The following is a 16,361-nucleotide window of genomic DNA, read 5'->3' as shown; positions in this document are numbered from 1 at the left end:
ATGCGCTATGTGGCGCCGGCGCGCGGTGCGGTCGATCCGCAAGTGTTCGGCCGGATGCCGCTGGCCGCGTGGCGCGAGCACGCCCGGTTGGTCGAGGGCCGCGACTGGCCATCCATCGATGCGCTCAATGCCGCCCGCCCCGCCGGCATGCACGAACGCTTCGTGGCGCAGACCCGTGAACTGCTGGCCGACGGCCTGCACTACGAACAGCGCATTGCCGAACACGGCGCGATCGCTACCCGCGAACGCAACTGGCACGACCTGTTCAACGCACTCGCCTGGCTGCGCCACTGTGCGCTCAAGCGCGCGCTCAACGCGCGGCAGGTGGCCGAAATCGCCCGCATGGGCACCAGGCAGCGCTCGCGTGCGCAATGCGCACTGACCCATTTCGACGAGGCCGGCGTCGTGGTCGCGCTGCGCAATCCGGCGCTGCTGGCGCTGTGGAATGCGCATGACTGGCATGGCCTGTTCTGGCGCGAGCGGGAGGCGTGGTTCGACGGGCGCATCCATGTCGAGGTGTTCGGCCACGCCTTGCTCGAACACGCGCTGACACCGGCGCAACTGCTGGTGGGCAAGGCGCTGGTGGTCGCCGGGCCGCGGTTGTCACCGGGCGAGGTCCTCGAAGCCTGCGCGCAGGCCATCGGCAACGGCGATGTGCTCGGCGATCCGCTGGAACTGCGCCCCTTGCCGCTGGCCGGCGTGCCCGGCTGGCATCCGGACAACGAGCAGGAGGCTTTCGTGCGCGAGGCGGCGTGCTTTCGGCCGGTGCGGGCCGGGCGGAGTTACCCGCCGCCGCTGGCCGGAGGTTGACCGATCGCCCGGAAACCCTGCATCCGCATCCGGGCCGGCATCTTCCGCGACGCCGAAGCCCTCCCCGTGCTTGCCGGATCGACCGATCGCGACTATATACGAGCAATCGGGGAGCACGGGGTTCGAGGGAGCAGGGCATTGAATATCGCGGGTTTGCGACGACGCCAGGGGCGTCTCGGGCGTGGCGTGACGTGGATGCTTGCAGCCCTGCTCACCCAGGGTGTGCTGCTCGCGTGCGCCGGAGCGGGGACGGCGCAGGCAGCGACACCGATGGAGCCGATCCGCTTCGGCATCCTGCCGATCGGCAGCGCGGCCGAGTCGCTGGAGCAATGGCGGCCGCTGCTGGACGACTTGCACAAGCAGTTGGGCCACCCCGTGACCACCGTGTCGGTGAGCAGCTACGCCGGCCTGTCCGACGCCATCGGCGCGCAGCGGGTGGACGTGGCCTTTCTCTCCGGCAAGCTCGCGGTGGAGGCGGTGACGCAGCAGCACATGCAGGTGTTCGCCCAGTTCGTGCGCAACGATGGCGTCAACGGCAACGTCGCCATGCTGGTGGTGCGCAGCGACAGCCCGATCCGCGATCTGAACGACCTGCTCGCCACGACCAGCCACGGCTGGCGTTATGCGCGCAGCGAACAGCTTTCGGTCACCGGCTATACCGCGCCGGAAGCCTACGTGTTCGCGCCGCGCGGGCTCAATTCGGACACCTTCTTCGCCAACGTGCGGGTGGGCGACCATCAGAGCAACCTGCTCGCCGTGGTCAACCGCGAAGTGGACGTGGCCAGCAGCAACAACCCGGACATGGACCTGTTCCGGCGCAACTTTCCGCGCGAGGCAGCGCAACTGCGGGTGATCTGGCGCTCGCGGCTGATTCCCTCCGGCGTGCTGGTGATCCGCGACGGCATGCCCGAATCGCTGCGCCACAAGCTCACGGCATTCCTGCTGGCCTACGGCAAGGCGCCCGGCGAGGTCGGCGAGCGCCAGCGCGAGCGGCTGGCGCGGATTCCGGACCTGGGCGGTTTCGCGGCGGAGACCAACCACGTGCTGCAGCCCTTCGTCGACATGCAGTACACCCTGCTGCGGCAGCAGGCCGAGCAGGGCCGGTGGATCAGCCCGCAGGCACGGCAGGCGCGGCTGGCGCAGATCGAACGCGACCACCAGCATGCATTGAAGCTGCTGCGGCCGCATTGAGCGGTCGACTGGCCCGCGTCAGGCTTCCTGCTCGTAATCCACCGACAGCACCACGAACTCCGCCCGCCCGCCCGGCAGCTCGGCGGAGAATTCGTCGTCGACGCGCTTCTTCAGCACGGCCCGCGCCAGCGGCGAGTCGATGCTGATCCAGCCGCGCCTGGCGTCAGTCTCGTCCGGGCCCACGATGCGGTAGCGGTGGACTTCGCCGCTGTCCACGTTCTCCAGCCCGATGCAGGCGCCGAAAAACACGGCGCGGCGATCGCCCGGCACGCCCTCGGCAACTTTCAGTGCGGGAATGCGTTTGCTGAGGTAACGCGCGCGGCGGTCGATTTCGCCGAGCTGTTTCTTGCGATAGGTGTATTCGGCGTTCTCCGAGCGATCGCCTTCGGCGGCTGCCGCGGCGAGGGCCTTCACCACTTCCGGGCGCAACACGTGCCACAGGTGGTCGAGTTCGGCCTTGAGCCGTTCGAAGCCGTCGCGGGTGATGATCGCGGTGGAGCCGGGCGAGGGCGGGCGCCAGCGGCTCATGCCGGGCTGGCCAGTTGTCGTCGCTGGGCGTCGATCTCGCCGCGCAGCGGGTGCTCGGGCCAGGCCGCGACGAGCCGGTCGAGCAGCGCTGCCGCGTCGGCGTGCTGGTCGGCATGGGCGGCCAGCGCGCGTGCGGCCAGCAGGCCGTAGTGCGGCGCCTGCGGGTCGCGTGGCCAGTGCGCGACATAACCCTGGCCGAGATGGATCGCGAGGCGGCTCATGCCCATCCGCACGGCCAGGTCGGCCAGGGCGCCGCAGGTCTGCGGGTCGTCCGGGATGAAGCTGGCGTCGATGCCGCAGCATTCCTGCAGCACGCCGAGGGCGCGCCGCGATTCGCCCTGGGCGATCAGCGCGGCAATCCAGATCTGGCCGTGCACCAGCAGGTCGTCGCGCAGGCCCTGCCGGTGCAGCAGCTCGCGGTAGAACTGGTGCACGGCGGGTGGCGCCGCGCGCTCGCGCAGTCGCGCGGCAAGTTGGCGCAACGCGGCCTGCGGATCGTCGGTTGCCTGCTGGCGCGCGGCATCCACCAGTCGGTCGTCGGCGTCCTGCCCGGAAGCCTTGGCCAGCTCCGGCGCTTCCGGCACCATGCCGAAACGCTCGTGGCGCTGGTGGATCATCGCGCCCATGAGATGAAAGGCGAGCACGATCAGGTAGGTGTAGGCGAATGCGAACAGCGGCAAGGCGAGCAGTCGCGGCAGCCGCGCAGTGGTGACCGAGGCGACCACGATCAGCACGCCGAGCAGCAGGTTGATCGCCACGGGGACCAGATACGCGCCGCCGAAACCGCCGATGATGCGCAACCAGTTGAGCGGATTGATGGCCAGCGCGAGGTTGCCGTCGAACGCCAGCGACATGTCGATCGCCGGCAGCACCAGCGCCGCCAGGAGCAGCACCGGCCACAGCAGGCGCGGGAAGAACACGATGGAGACCACGCACAAGGCGACCACCAGCAGGTGAATCGCGGTCAGTCCCCAGCCGCTGGCGCTGTTGCCGTCACTGCCCACGTCCGGCGGGTCGGCGTAGCCGTTGGCGGTGTGCTGCATGCAGTCCGCGGCATAACGCCAGGTGGCGGCCCAGACCAGCGCGCTGGCCAGCGCACCGACATAGCCCGGCAGCAGGCCGACGTAGTGGGCCAGCGCCAGCGCCACGCAGGTGGCCAGTGCGGCGCCGCGCAGCGGATAGCCGAAACCGTCCCGCAGGCGCTGCGCGAACGGCGTGTCGGCGGCGACGATTTCGACGCGCGGCATCAGAGCCTGCTCCATGTCTCCGCATGGCCCGCGCCGGGAGCTGTTTGCGCGCAGGCCAAGGAAGAACGAAGGAGTGGACGTCCGTCCACGACCGAGTGATGACGCAGGGATGCGGGCAAACAGACCCGGCCCTTCGGGTTGCCTTGCCGTGGCCGCCATGCGGCAGCGCGCGGCTTGACCTGCCAGCCAGGCAGGCGCTGCGCCACGCGCCACCACCTGACGGCCACGGCAAGGCAACGCGGGCTATGCGGAGACATGGAGCAGGCTCTCACTCAGCGCTTGCCGCCGAAGATGCCGCCCAGCACGCCGCGCAGGATCTGCCGGCCGAGCTGACTGCCCGCGGTGCGCACCATCTGCTTGCCCATGGTCTCGATCATGCCCTGGCGGCGCTTGGTGCCGAACAGGGCGTCGTGCACCGCGCCGCCCCAGCCGCTTTCCGCTTCCTTCGCGGCGCCCTTGGCTGGCGCATCGGCCGCCACGGTGGCGGCATCGGCGGCCTTTTCCCCGGCGCGCCTGGCCAGCATCTCGGCAGCCGATTCGCGATTGACCGCAGTGTCGTATTTCGCGCCCACCGGCGAGCGCTGGCGGATGGTGCCGCGCTCGGCGTCGGTGATCGCGCCGATGCGGCAGCACGGCGTGGTCACCAGCACCTGCTCCACCGGCGTGGGCACGCCGCCGTTGGCCAGTGTGGAGGCCAGCGCCTCGCCCACCGCGAGTTTGGTGATCGCTTCGGTGACGTCGAGCTTCGGGTTGGCGACGAAGGTTTCCGCCGCCGCCTTGACCGCCTTCTGGTCGCGCGGGGTGAACGCGCGCAAGGCGTGCTGGATGCGGTTGCCGAGCTGGCCGAGGATCACGCCGGGCACGTCGTCGGGGTTCTGCGAGCAGAAGTACACGCCCACGCCCTTGGAGCGGATCAGCCGCACCACCTGTTCCACCCGCTGCAGCAACGCCGGCGAGGCGTCGTCGAACAGTAGGTGCGCCTCGTCGAAGAAGAACACCATCTTCGGCTGGTCGAGGTCGCCCACTTCGGGCAGCTGCTCGAACAGCTCGGACAGCAGCCACAGCAGGAAGGTGGAGTACAGCCGCGGCTTCATGATCAGCTGGTCGGCGGCCAGCACGTTGATGATGCCGCGGCCGCTCATGTCCTGGCGCATCAGGTCGGCCAGCTCCAGGGCCGGCTCGCCGAAGAACTGGTCGGCGCCGTCACTTTCGAGTTTCAGCAGCGCGCGCTGGATTGCCGCGATGCTCTGCGTGCTGATCAGGCCGTACTGGGTGGACAGCGCCTTGGCATTTTCGGCGGCGTAGGTGAGCAGGGCGCGCAGGTCGGCCAGGTCCAGCAGCAGCCAGCCCTGGTCGTCGGCGGCCTTGAACACCACTTCGAGCACGCCTTCCTGGGTGTCGTTCAATTCCAGCACGCGGCCGAGCAGGGTCGGGCCCATCTCGCTGACGGTGGCGCGCACCGGGTGGCCGAGCTTGCCGTAGATGTCCCAGAACACCACCGGGTTGGCCTGCGCCTTCCAGTCGGTGAGCTTGAGCCTGGCCAGCCGCGCCTTGAGCTTGTCACCCGGCTCGCCGGCGGCCATCGCCAGGCCGGCCAGGTCGCCCTTGGCGTCGGCCAGGAAGCACGGCACGCCCAGCCGCGAGAAGCCTTCGGCCAGCACCATCAGCGACACGGATTTGCCGGTGCCGGTGGCGCCGGCGATCATGCCGTGGCGATTGCCGTAGTGCGGGTCCAGGCTGACGCTGGTGCTGTCGTTGCGGCCGATCAGGATGTCAGTCATGGCGGTCCTTCCATTGGTAGTGACGCGATTGTAGCCAACCCGGCGCGTGGCTCGCGGTTGTGACGCCGTGCGTTGAGTCCGGCTTCGCGGCCGGCTATGGTGAATGCTTTTTGCAGGTGAAGTTCTTCATGTCGTTGCCCCACGTGTTTCGCCCGCGGCACCTCGCGTCGCTTGTGCTGGCCTGCACCTTGCTGGGCGGCTGCGCCAGCAGCGGCGGCGAGAGGACCCCGACGCCGGCCGATGCGCTGTACGGCCAGTTGAACCAGGCCAGCAAGGGCTACGAGACCGCCTTGCAGCAGGCGCGCGAAGGCGACAGCGATGCGTCGGCACTGAGCCTGCGCCAGTCGCTCGACTTGCTGAAGCAGTCGTCGGCGAAATGTGCGGTCACCGCCGGCTGCGATCCGCAGCGCTTCTTTTCCGTATTCGACCGCCTGCTGCGCCTGAAAGATGGCGATTTCGACGACCTCCCGGATCTGTCCGGGGATGTCGAGTCGTCGCAGGCGGCGCTGGCCACCGGTCATGCCGGTGCGGCCAGCCTGCCGCAGGCGCAGCGCAGCGTGACGCTGCTGCACGGACAGAAGCTGTCGCAGCTGATCGCGATGAACGGGCCGGTGAAGGCAGCGCTGGAGATGTGGCTGACCCAGCGCCGGCCTTACCTGATGGACGCCTGGGTCAATTACCAGTACCTGCGCCACGATATGTGGCCGGCCTACCAGAAGGCCGACCTGCCCGAGGCGCTGCTGTTCGGCATGGTGGCCCAGGAATCCGGCGGCAAGGTGCACGCGGTGTCGCGCTCCGGCGCCTCCGGCCCGCTGCAGTTCATGTATTCCACCGGCATGCGTTTCGGGCTGGGCGTGGACAACGGCTTCGACATGCGCTTCGACCCGGCCGCTTCGGCGCGGGCCAATGCCGAATACCTCAACGAGCAGTTGCGCATCTTCAACAACAACCTGGAGCTCGTCATCGGCGCCTACAACGGCGGCGAAGGCCGCATGCGCCGCGCGGTGGGCGACGACCCGTCGGTGAGTTTCTACGACCCGCGCATCTACGACCAGATGTCGCCCGAGACGCGCGACTACGTGCCGGCGGTGCTGGCGGCGGCGTGGCTGTTCCTGCATCCGGACAGCTACAACCTGCGCTTCCCGAAGATCGACGGCGACCCCGGCAGCATCACGCTCAAGCGCGCCGCGTCGCTTGATGAGCTCACCGTCTGCCTGGGTTCGGCCGATGGCATGGAGGAGGGCTGGTTCCGCACCCTGCGCAACCTCAATCCGCGGCTCGACCCCGATACCAGCCAGCCGGTTGGCGCCACGCTGCGGGTGCCCAAACGACTGGAGCGTGCCTATGCCGCCCGTTGCGTCGATGGTCCGTGGCCGATCCTCGCGGCGGACCTGCACCGTGCGACGGTGCCGGTGGTACCCGATCCGGCGCAGGCGCCGGCGAAGGCGGGTGCGCAGAGAACGACCACGTATCGCGTGCGCCGCGGCGACACCTTGATCAGCATCGTGCGCAAACTGCATTGTTCCAGTGTGCAGGAGATTTCCGAGATCAACGATCTCCAGCACCACCGCATCCGGGTGGGCCAGCATCTGAAGGTGCCGGTCTGCCGTTGAGGCGCGGGGTGGGGCGCCGCCGCGCGGTCAGGCGACGGCGCTCTCCTGCATCCAGCTGTCCGAGGTATCGCTGCGGCTGCCGCCGCCGTGGAGCTCCTTGAGCTCGCGCAGCAACTGCAGCAACTGCCGGTGCTGGGCCTGCAGGTTGGGCTGGGTGGCGGTCTTGGTCTCGTGATAGGCGACCGCCAGCCACAGCGCGATGCCGCGCAGCGCGACCTCGGCGTTGTTCGAACGTGCACGCTCGTAGCCCAGGTCGGTGCCTTGTCCCCACGGCAGGTAGCGCGATTCCGGCGTGGTGCCGTACAGGTGCGGGAAATCACAGCGCGAGGCCTGGCCGATCTCGCGCAGGGTGAGCATGCTCAGCCGATCGCGGCTGCGCTTGGGCAGGGTCCGGATGCTGCGTTCGACATCGCGGAACTGGCGGCCAAGCTGGCGCGAACGCACCACCGCAAAGAATGGAGTGAGTATCTGCATGGTTCCCCTCGGCACAGGTTCGGCACGGCATGTTGGCCGGTCCGTCGCGAGGAGGTTAACCGGCCACCCCCGGAATTTGCGCGCATAGCGTCACAAAATGACGCGCAACGTCAGTTTTCGGGAAAGTGGCCGCCTGCCACCCTGATCTGACCGATCCGCTGGCCCACGCGAACGTGCTGTTGCGGCGGCAGCGGATCGACCGTCGCGCTGCCCGGCGGCAACAACACGATCACGGTCGAACCCATGTTGAAGCGCGCCATCTCGGCGAAGCGTTCCAGCGTGACGTGCTGGCCGGCGAACGACTTGCGCCGGATCGACGGCGCGTACGGCGGGATCACCAGGCCGTCCCACACGGTGGCCACCGACGAGACCAGGATCGCGCCCACCATCACCACCGCGAACGGGCCGTGCTCGCCCTCGAAGTGGCACACCAGCCGCTCGTTGCGGGCGAACAGCCGCGGGATCGCCGTGACCGCGAACGGCGCCACGCTGAAGATGCGTCCGGGCACGTGCACGGTTTCCGTGAGCGTGCCTTTCAGCGGCATGTGCACGCGGTGATAGTCGCGCGGCGACAGGTAGACGGTGACGAAGCAGCCGTTGCGGTACGGCGCGGCTGCGGCCTCGTCGCCACCGAGCAGTTCGGCGGCAGTGTATTCCCGGCCCTTCGCTTGGAAGATGCGGCCGTCGACGATCGTGCCGGCCTGGCTGATGCGGCCGTCGGCCGGCGAGAGCAGGGCGGCCGGATCGGCATCGGCCTGGCGCGCGCCGGGTTTCAGCTTGCGCGTGAAGAAGGCATTGAAGTGCTGGTAGGCCAGCGGATCGGGCTGCGCCGCCTCGGCCATGTCCACGTCGTAGTTGCGCACGATCGTGGCGATCAGCCAGTTCTTCCACGGCGCGAAGGTCCAGCGCGTGGCCCAGTAGACCAACCGCGACAGCAAACGGTGCGGCAGGAGGTATTGGAGGATTACTTTGAAAGTCATCCGGCCAGTATACGGGGCTCGCGCTTATAATCAGCGGCCTTTTGCCGTGCCGTGGGCCGCCCGTGACCGCCGAACTCGCCACCATCATCGACTTCATCCGCTACGGTGCCAGCCGTTTCTCGGCCGCCGGGCTGACTTTCGGCCACAGCCACGACAACCCGATCGACGAGGCCACCCATCTGGTGCTGGCCAGCCTGCACCTGCCGCCGGACATCCCGCCGGCCTACGGCGCCGGCCGGCTCACCGCGGCCGAGCGCGCGAACGTGCTGGCGCTGATCGAGCGCCGCGTCAGCGAGCGCCTGCCGGTGGCCTACCTGGTCGGCGAGACCTGGTTCGCCGGGCTGAAGTTCAAGAGCGACCGCCGCGCGCTGGTGCCGCGTTCGCCGATCGCCGAGCTGATCGAGTCGGGCTTCGCGCCGTGGCTGGACGAGCGCCACATCGAGCGCGCGCTGGACCTGTGCACCGGCTCGGGTTGCATTGGCATCGCGATGGCCGAGTACAACCCCGAATGGCAGGTCGACATCGTCGACATCAGCGACGAGGCGCTGTCGCTGGCGCGCGAGAACATCGCGTTCCAGCACGTCGAGGGCCGCGTCGAGGCGATCCAGTCGGATCTGTTCGCCGGCGTGGCCGGGCGCAAGTACGACCTGATCGTCTCCAACCCGCCCTACGTCACCGAGGACGAGTACGCCGCGCTGCCGGGCGAATACGCGCACGAGCCCAAGCTGGGCCTGACCTCCGGCGCGGACGGCCTGGACCTGTGCCTGCGCATGCTGGACGAGGCGGCTGGTCATTTGACCGAGGACGGCCTGCTGATCGTGGAGGTGGGCGAGAGCGAGCACGCGCTGTCCGCGCTGCTGCCGGAGGTCCCGTTCGTGTGGATCGAGTTCAAGGTCGGCCCGATGGGCGTGTTCGCGCTGGAGCGGCGCGACCTGGTCGAGCATGCGGCGGCGATTCACGCCGCGGCTGTCGCACGCCGCCCGGGCTGACATGGAACTGGTCACGGCGCGACTGCGGATCGACCCGTTGCGCGCTGAAGACGCCGCGGCGCTGTTCGCCCTGCGCAGCGACCCCGTGGTGGCGCGCTACCAGGGTTGGCGGCCAGCCGATCTCGCCGCCGCGCGTGCCTTCATCGAGCGACAATCGCCCGCAGCCACTCCCGCCGGCTGGTTCCAGCGCGCGATCCGCCTGCGCGAGGACGGCCGGCTGATCGGCGATCTTGGCGTGAACCTGCCCGAGGATGCGATGGAATCGGTCGAGTTCGGCATCAGCCTCGCGCCGGCCGGGCAGGGCCGTGGCTACGCCGGCGAGGCCGTGCGCGCCCTGTTCGGGCAGGTATTCGGCCCGTGGCGCCGGCACCGCATCCACGCCTCGGTCGACCCGCGCAACCAGGCCTGCCTCGCCCTGCTGCGTTCGCTGGGCATGCGTCAGGAAGCCCATCACTGCGAAAGCCTGTGGCTGCACGGCGAATGGGTGGACGACATGATCTTCGCCATGCTCTCCCGCGAGTGGCCAGCGGCGCCACGGCAGGAGCCCGCTCGCGGGCGATGTTCTTGAACCGGGATGACCAGACATTCGTCTGTCGAGAGCCGGGATTGGGGATTCGGGATTCGCAAGATTAAAAAGGCATCGCCCACGAGCGGGCTCCTACAAGAGGGGTGGTGCCGGTATGCTCTGGGCTTTGATCCCGGACGCGCGATGTCAAGCAATTCCTTCGGCAAGCTGTTCACCGTCACCACCTTCGGCGAAAGCCACGGGCCGGCGATCGGCTGCGTGATCGACGGCTGCCCTCCGGGGCTGGCCATCGCCTCGGAAGAGTTCCGCACCGACCTCGAGCGCCGCGCCACCGGCCGCAGCCGCTACACCTCGCAGCGGCACGAGGCGGACGAGGTGGAGATTCTTTCCGGCGTGTACCAGGGCAAGACCACCGGCACGCCGGTCGCGCTGCTGATCCGCAACACCGACCAGCGCAGCAAGGACTACGGCGAGATCGAGCAGACCTTCCGCCCCGGCCACGCCGACTACACCTACTGGCAGAAGTACGGCATCCGCGACCCGCGCGGCGGCGGGCGCTCCTCGGCGCGCGAGACCACCATGCGCGTGGCCGCTGCCGTCGTGGCGAAGAAATGGCTGGCCGAACGCCATGGCGTGCACGTGCGCGGCTACCTGGCGCAGATCGGCGAGGTCGTGCCCGGTGCGTTCGACTGGAGCGCGGTGGAGCAGAACCCGTTCTTCTGGCCCGATGCATCGCAGGTGCCGGCGCTGGAGGACTACATCAACAAGCTGCGCAAGTCCGGCGATTCGGTCGGCGCGCGCGTCAACGTGGTCGCCGAGGGCGTGCCTCCTGGCTGGGGCGAGCCGGTCTACGGCAAGCTGGACGGCGACCTGGCCAGTGCGCTGATGTCGATCAACGCAGTCAAGGGCGTGGAGGTCGGCGATGGTTTCGCCGCCGTCGCCCAACGCGGGAGCGTACATCGCGATGAAATGCGTTTGGACGGCTTTACGTCCAATCACGCCGGTGGCATTCTCGGTGGCATCAGCACGGGACAGGCGGTGACCGCCTCGATCGCGTTGAAGCCCACCTCCAGCATCCTGATCCCCGGCCGCAGCGTGAACCTGGCCGGCGAGCCGGTGGACGTGGTCACCAAGGGGCGTCACGACCCCTGCGTCGGCATCCGTGCCACGCCCATCGCCGAGGCGATGATGGCGCTGGTGCTGATGGATCACGCCTTGCGCCATCGGGCGCAATGCGGCGACGTGGGGCCGGTCGCGCCACGCATCGCCTGAGGCCGAGCCACCGCCACCGGAACCCGTTCGATGACCGACAAGCCGCGCGTCTGGGTGTCCCGCCCCACTTTCCCCGGTGTCATCGCCCGGCTGGAGCCGCATTTCCAGGTGACCGTGGAGGAGACCGAGCGCAAGTTCAGTCCTGCCGAACTGGCTGCCCGGCTGGCGGGGCAGGATGCGGTGATCGTCGGCCTCAAGGACCGCATCGGCGCGGCCGAAATCGGTGCGGCCGAGCGCCTGCGTATCGTGGCCAACCTTGCAGTGGGCTACGACAACATCGACGTCGACGCGATGAGCGCTGCCGGCATCGCGGTGTCCAACACCGCCGACGTGCTCAACGAGAGCGTGGCCGACTTCGCCTGGGCGCTGCTGCTGGGCGCGGCCCGGCGCATGACTGCGGCCGAGCGCTGGCTGCGTGCCGGCCACTGGCATGCCACCGAGTTCAAGGCGTGGCTGGGCAGCGACGTGCGCGGTCGCACCCTGGGCATCCTCGGCATGGGTCGCATCGGCCAGGCCATCGCCCATCGCGCGGTCGGCTTCGGCATGCCGGTGATCTACCACAACCGCTCGCCGCTGCCCGAGGCGATCGAGCGCGCCTGCAACGCACGCCACGTGGACAAGGCGCAGTTGCTGGGCGAGTCCGATTTCCTGGTGTTGGCCTTGCCGCTGACGCCGCGCACCCGACACGCCATCGGCGCGGCCGAGCTGGCCCTGATGAAGCCGACCGCGATGCTGGTCAACGTCGCCCGCGGCGGCATTGTCGACGACGCCGCGCTGGCCGCGGCGTTGCGCGACCGGCGCCTGGCCGGCGCGGCGCTGGACGTGTTCGAGGGCGAACCGAAGCTGCATCCGGCGCTGCTCACGCTCGACAACGTGGTGCTCAGCCCCCATATCGCCAGCGCCACGACCGATACCCGCCGCGCGATGACATCGGTGGCGGTGGACAATGTGCTCGCGTTGTTCGGCCATGGTCCGCACGCCGGACGACCACCCAACCTCCTCAACCCGAACGTGCTGTGACCGGCACGCCTCCACTTCCAGAGCAACCCATTCCATGAGTCACAAGAGCAGTTACAAGGTCGCCATGGTCGGCGCCACCGGTGCCGTCGGCGAAGCCCTGCTGGCCATCCTCGCCGAGCGCGAGTTTCCGGTCAGCGAGCTGGTGCCGCTGGCCAGCGAGCGATCAGCCGGTGGCAAGGTCAGCTTCGGCGGCAAGCAGGTCACCGTGCAGTTGCTGGACACCTACGACTTCGCCGGCGTCGACATCGCGTTCTTCTCCGCCGGCGGCTCGGTCAGCCGCGAACACGCGCCGCGCGCGGCAGCGGCCGGCGCGGTGGTGATCGACAACACTTCCGAGTTCCGCTATCAGGACGACATCCCGCTGGTGATCAGCGAGGTCAACCCGCACGCGATCGCCCAGTACACCAACCGCGGCATCATCGCCAACCCGAATTGCTCGACCATGCAGATGCTGGTCGCGCTGGCGCCGATCCACCGCGCGGCGCAGATCGAGCGGATCAACGTGGCCACCTACCAGTCCGTCTCCGGTGCCGGCCGCAGCGGCATGGAGGAGCTGGGCCGACAGACCGCGGCCCTGCTGAATTTCCAAAGCGTGGAACCGGGCAAGAAATTCCCGGTCCAGATCGCGTTCAATGTGATCCCGCAGATCGACGACTTCCAGCCCAACGGCTACACCAAGGAGGAGATGAAGCTGGTGTGGGAGACCCGCAAGATCCTGGAGGACGAGTCGATCCAGGTGAACCCGACCGCGGTGCGCGTGCCGGTGTTCTATGGCCATTCCGAGGCGGTGCACATCGAGACCAGCGACAAGATCACCGCCGAGGAGGCGCGCGAACTGCTGCGCCAGGCGCCGGGCGTGGTGCTGATGGACGAGCGCAAGCCGGCCGGCTACCCGACCCCGGTGGCGCAGGCGGCCGGGACCGATGGCGTGTTCGTCGGGCGCATCCGCGAGGACATCTCGCATGAGCGCGGGCTGGACCTGTGGGTCGTCTCGGACAACATCCGCAAGGGTGCGGCCTTGAATGCGGTGCAGATTGCCGAGTTGCTGATCGAGGATTATCTCTGACCATGCGTGTCCTGCCGTCTCTTGCCGCCATCGGCATCCTGCTCACCGCGTCGGCCTGGGCCGCGCCGCCGGCCGGACCGGCCCGCGCCGGCTCGACGGCCGTCCCGGCACTGCCGGCCGTACGGCAGCGGATGCAACGCAATCAGGTCGAGGTGAAGCGCCTGCAGCAAGAGGTGGCGCGTCAGGAATCAGCCAGCCAGCGCGCCAGCCGGCGCCTGGAGCAGCAGGACGCGCAGATCGCCGAGTTGCGCCGCCAGTTGTTGCAGGTGCAGGCCGCGGTGCCTGATGACCACCCATGACGGGGTGTCCGGGGCAAGAACCGGCAGCAGCAATGTGTCGCAAGTATTCGCCGCGGCTATTGTTGATTGCGCTTCTTGTAACTAAAGTGGCGGCACGGTGACGCGGCCGCCGCCCTGGTGGCGGCATCTTTTCAACAAGAAAGCGTCAGGGATCGCTCGGGGGAACATGCATGAATCGTTCGTTGAAATTGTCGATGCTGGTGGCGCTGGCGCTGGGGAGCAGCCAGCTCCTGGCTGTGGACATGGGCCAGGTCCAGGTCAAATCGGCATTGGGACAGCCGCTGCTGGCCGAGATTCCGCTGCACCCGGCCAGTCCGGCCGAGTTGCAGGGTCTCAAGGTGAAACTGGCCTCCAGCGAGCAGTTTGCCCGGGCCGGCATCGTCGGCGGGCGCACCGACATTCCGCTGCACTTCAGCGTTGCCACCGGCGCGCACCCGGTGATCCGCATCACCAGCAGCGAACCGGTGAACGATCCCTATCTCGACCTCCTCATTGAAGTGGACGGCAAGGACGGCCCCAGCGTGCGCGAGTACGCGATCCTGCTCGATCCACCCGGCTCGCACCCGGTCGCGGCAACCCCCGCGCCGGCGCCAGTGGCGGCGCCGCGCCCGGCCAGCCCGGCGCCGCGCCCTGCGCAGCGCGCTCCCGCCCCGGCGCCGCAAGTGGCGGCGGCTACCCGCACTCCGGCTCCCGCTGCCGTCGAGAACGGCCGTCTCGGTCCGGTGCAGAGCGGCCAGACACTGTCGGGCATCGCCCGCAGCGTGACGCCGACCGGCGTCGACGTGCGCCAGATGATGCTGGCCCTGCAGCAGGCCAATCCGGACGCCTTCTATCGCGACAACATCAACGCGCTCAAGAGCGGCGCGGTATTGCGCGTGCCCAGCGCCTCCGAGGCGCAGGCCATGAGCCTGGCCGCGGCGGCCGCCGAGGTGAGCCGGCAGAACAGCGACTGGCGCGCCGGCACGCCGGGCAAGCCCGCGGTGGTGGCCGATGCGGCAACGCGCGCTTCCTCCTCCGGCTCGCCCACCACCGGCGCGGCCGACAACGAGGACCGGCTGGCGCTGGTGCCTCCGCAGGCCGGCACCGCCGGCGGCGGGCAGTCATCCGGCAAGACCGACCAGTCCTCTGCCAGCCTGCGCGAGGAATTGCTGCGCTCCCGCGAAAGCGTGGCCAGCCTGAAGCAGCAGAGCGGCGACCTGAAGGCGCGGCTGAAAGACCTCACCGACATCAACGCCAAGAACGAACACCTGCTGTCGCTGAAGGACAGCGAGATCGCCGAGTTGCAGGCCAAGCTGGCCGCTGCACGCAAGGGCACCGGCGCGCCGGCAACCGCTCCCGTGGCTGCGAGCACGGTAGCGGAACCCGCAGCGCTCGCGCCGGCGGTGGCCAGCGCCGGCAGCAGCGCCGAGGCCAGCGAGAGCCCGGTGGCCTGGGCCTCCTCCGGCGCGGCGACCTCGGCATCGGTGGCAGCGGCAGGCACCGCGTTCGCGCCGGCCGGTTCGGCCTCGCTGGCTACTGCCAGTGCGACACCGGCTGCTGCGGCCACGGTTGCGGCCGAACCTGCGTCCGCACCCGCGCCCGCGCCCGCCCCGGCACGCGTGGTCGAGCAACCCTGGTACATGCAGACTTGGGCCTGGGCCGCAGCGGCCGGCGCGGTCATCGTGTTGATTCTGCTTGCCGTTCTCGGTCGCCGCCGCAAGCCTGCGGCCGCCGCCAAGACGGGGGGAGCCTCGCTGGCCGATCGTTTCGGCGCCACGCCGCCGGCAGGCGAGGGCGACGACGATCTGCTGGCCGATGGCGATACCGACCAGGAGCAACTGCTCGACCAGCTGGCCGAGCATCCGGACGACATCTACCTGCATCTGGAACTGGTCACGCTGTACTACTCGCGCCGCGACGTGGAGCGTTTCGAGGCCGCGGCCGAAGCGATGCACGCCCACATCACCGACCCGGAACAGGACGAGTGGCAGGACGTGGTGCACATGGGCGAGGATCTCGCGCCGGGGCATCCGTTGTTCGACCATCATGCGGAGCCTGCCGACGTCGAGTCCGAGGCGACGCAGGCGTTCGACATCGACGACTACGCCGACGACAGCGACGCACCCACCGTGGTTTCCCCGCTGCCGCCGGCGCTGCCGACCGGCACGAAGAAAGTCACCGAGTACAGCTTCGATTTCGACCTGACCCAGCCAGCCGGTGGTTCGCGCACGGCGCCGCCGGCGGCCGCGGACGACATTACCGTGGTCAAGCCGCACGCCGAGCCGAAGGCTTCCTGGGATGCGCCGGAAACCGGCGCGTCCGCCGCGGAGTCGGCTGAGTTCAGCGACGATCCGGTCGATACCAAACTCGACCTGGCGCGCGCCTATCTCGACATGGGCGATGCCGATGGCGCCCGCGCGATGCTGGGCGAAGTGCTCAAGGAAGGCAGCCAGATGCAGCGCGACGTGGCGCGCAAGCTGCTCGACGGTCTGGGCTGAGATCGCATCGCGAACGGGACGGAGCCGGGCCGGCCTTGCCGGCCCGATTTCTTTTCGGCGGGCATGACGTCGGTGCCTGCCTGCTAAT

At 69.1% G+C, this 16,361-nt stretch carries 15 protein-coding genes; 10 read left to right on the top strand and 5 right to left on the bottom strand.

Annotated features, from left to right (window positions below; translation table 11 throughout):
- Together ACVCMI_RS11995 and phnD are read left to right on the top strand one after the other, a co-directional pair.
- Positions 1 to 810, top strand: a complete 810-nt coding sequence (locus ACVCMI_RS11995; protein ID WP_447098681.1) for a DUF3025 domain-containing protein — start codon at positions 1 to 3, stop codon at positions 808 to 810.
- Between the two features lie 195 nt (positions 811 to 1,005).
- A complete protein-coding gene (gene phnD / locus ACVCMI_RS11990) occupies positions 1,006 to 2,001 on the top strand; it encodes a phosphate/phosphite/phosphonate ABC transporter substrate-binding protein (protein ID WP_447098682.1) in 996 nt (331 codons plus the stop codon).
- A gap of 18 nt (positions 2,002 to 2,019) precedes the next feature.
- On the opposite strand, the gene greB is transcribed toward phnD, so the two are convergent.
- The 3 genes from greB to ACVCMI_RS11975 form a co-directional block, all read right to left on the bottom strand.
- Positions 2,020 to 2,529, bottom strand: a complete 510-nt coding sequence (greB, locus tag ACVCMI_RS11985) for a transcription elongation factor GreB (RefSeq protein ID WP_447098683.1) — start codon at positions 2,527 to 2,529, stop codon at positions 2,020 to 2,022.
- The gene (locus tag ACVCMI_RS11980; protein WP_447098684.1) at positions 2,526 to 3,776 is read right to left on the bottom strand and encodes a hypothetical protein; all 1,251 of its coding nucleotides are present in this window, start codon (positions 3,774 to 3,776) and stop codon (positions 2,526 to 2,528) included. Before ACVCMI_RS11980 ends, greB begins: the two co-directional genes overlap by 4 nt.
- Positions 3,777 to 4,048: 272 nt before the next feature.
- Positions 4,049 to 5,557: a helicase HerA-like domain-containing protein gene (locus tag ACVCMI_RS11975; RefSeq protein ID WP_447098685.1), complete on the bottom strand. Its 1,509-nt coding sequence runs from the start codon at positions 5,555 to 5,557 to the stop codon at positions 4,049 to 4,051.
- 128 nt (positions 5,558 to 5,685) lie between these two features.
- Here ACVCMI_RS11975 and ACVCMI_RS11970 point away from each other — a divergent pair, with 128 nt between their 5' ends.
- A complete protein-coding gene (locus tag ACVCMI_RS11970; RefSeq protein WP_395119057.1) occupies positions 5,686 to 7,170 on the top strand; it encodes a lytic transglycosylase domain-containing protein in 1,485 nt (494 codons plus the stop codon).
- 27 nt (positions 7,171 to 7,197) lie between these two features.
- Here the strand turns inward: ACVCMI_RS11970 and ACVCMI_RS11965 are convergent, their stop codons facing one another.
- Complete coding sequence (locus ACVCMI_RS11965; protein WP_395119055.1) at positions 7,198 to 7,644, bottom strand: hypothetical protein; 447 nt, start codon at positions 7,642 to 7,644, stop codon at positions 7,198 to 7,200.
- Positions 7,645 to 7,754: 110 nt separating this feature from the next.
- Positions 7,755 to 8,624: an archaetidylserine decarboxylase gene (gene asd, locus ACVCMI_RS11960; protein WP_447098686.1), complete on the bottom strand. Its 870-nt coding sequence runs from the start codon at positions 8,622 to 8,624 to the stop codon at positions 7,755 to 7,757.
- A 62-nt stretch (positions 8,625 to 8,686) separates the two neighbouring features.
- On the opposite strand from asd, the gene prmB reads away from it, so the two are divergent.
- The 7 genes from prmB (at position 8,687) to ACVCMI_RS11925 (ending at position 16,273) form a co-directional block, all read left to right on the top strand.
- The gene (gene prmB / locus ACVCMI_RS11955; RefSeq protein ID WP_447098687.1) at positions 8,687 to 9,613 is read left to right on the top strand and encodes a 50S ribosomal protein L3 N(5)-glutamine methyltransferase; all 927 of its coding nucleotides are present in this window, start codon (positions 8,687 to 8,689) and stop codon (positions 9,611 to 9,613) included.
- Between the two features lies 1 nt (position 9,614).
- The gene (locus tag ACVCMI_RS11950) at positions 9,615 to 10,181 is read left to right on the top strand and encodes a GNAT family N-acetyltransferase (protein ID WP_447098688.1); all 567 of its coding nucleotides are present in this window, start codon (positions 9,615 to 9,617) and stop codon (positions 10,179 to 10,181) included.
- 141 nt (positions 10,182 to 10,322) lie between these two features.
- Positions 10,323 to 11,411, top strand: coding sequence for a chorismate synthase (aroC, locus tag ACVCMI_RS11945; protein ID WP_395119047.1), 1,089 nt, complete (start codon positions 10,323 to 10,325; stop codon positions 11,409 to 11,411).
- Between the two features lie 30 nt (positions 11,412 to 11,441).
- The gene (locus tag ACVCMI_RS11940) at positions 11,442 to 12,431 is read left to right on the top strand and encodes a 2-hydroxyacid dehydrogenase (RefSeq protein WP_447098689.1); all 990 of its coding nucleotides are present in this window, start codon (positions 11,442 to 11,444) and stop codon (positions 12,429 to 12,431) included.
- A gap of 34 nt (positions 12,432 to 12,465) precedes the next feature.
- Positions 12,466 to 13,497, top strand: coding sequence for an aspartate-semialdehyde dehydrogenase (locus ACVCMI_RS11935; protein ID WP_395119043.1), 1,032 nt, complete (start codon positions 12,466 to 12,468; stop codon positions 13,495 to 13,497).
- A gap of 2 nt (positions 13,498 to 13,499) precedes the next feature.
- Positions 13,500 to 13,796, top strand: coding sequence for a hypothetical protein (locus ACVCMI_RS11930; RefSeq protein WP_447098690.1), 297 nt, complete (start codon positions 13,500 to 13,502; stop codon positions 13,794 to 13,796).
- 170 nt (positions 13,797 to 13,966) lie between these two features.
- Positions 13,967 to 16,273, top strand: a complete 2,307-nt coding sequence (locus tag ACVCMI_RS11925; RefSeq protein WP_447098691.1) for a FimV/HubP family polar landmark protein — start codon at positions 13,967 to 13,969, stop codon at positions 16,271 to 16,273.
- The last annotated feature ends 88 nt before the right edge of the window (positions 16,274 to 16,361 follow it).

Source organism: Rhodanobacter sp. UC4448_H15 (assembly GCF_052978265.1).
The sequence above is the reverse complement of the archived record's forward strand: the minus strand, read 5'-3'. Positions and strand labels throughout refer to the sequence as shown.